The sequence below is a fragment of the Gluconobacter sp. P1D12_c genome, assembly GCF_018812105.1.
GTDB classification, from domain to species: Bacteria; Pseudomonadota; Alphaproteobacteria; order Acetobacterales; family Acetobacteraceae; genus Gluconobacter; species Gluconobacter oxydans_A.
In genome coordinates this window covers 1-439 of the sequence record NZ_JACSIQ010000494.1, presented here as the reverse complement: position 1 = coordinate 439, position 439 = coordinate 1, and the positions used below count along the sequence as shown (strand labels likewise).

The following is a 439-nucleotide window of genomic DNA, read 5'->3' as shown; positions in this document are numbered from 1 at the left end:
GGCGTCTGAGTATAATTCTGGACCATAAGACAGGGTTCAGAGACGTTATAGAAAGCATGATGCGGGAGCATCAGCCAAACAATCWTATTMTCCATCTGCTCGAATTTTATTTCATCACCAACGATGACACGACCATCAAGAGAAGGCTCAACACAGAGAGCCATAGCAATATCGGGCCCGAACATATCCAATGATTTAGGGACACCTATCGTGGCTTCGCCTTCATCACGCTTCGTGAAAAGCTCAGCATCATTGATGACACGCTTCTTCATCATCTTCAGAGATCCATCAGACTGATCTCGAACGATGCGAAGCCTCTCATCATTAAGAGACCCCTTGAACTCCTTAAACGATCCGTACCTCTGTATCAGTCGCGTATTGAGTGTCTCATTATAGAACCACTCAAGATGGCCATCCTCCATCGTCTCAATATCGTTCG

General features: G+C 45.8%; 1 protein-coding gene. It reads right to left on the bottom strand.

Going from position 1 to position 439, the window contains the following annotated elements; genetic code table 11:
• A partial coding sequence (locus KP705_RS17835; protein WP_215765252.1) for a hypothetical protein occupies positions 1-439 on the bottom strand: 439 nt, incomplete at both ends.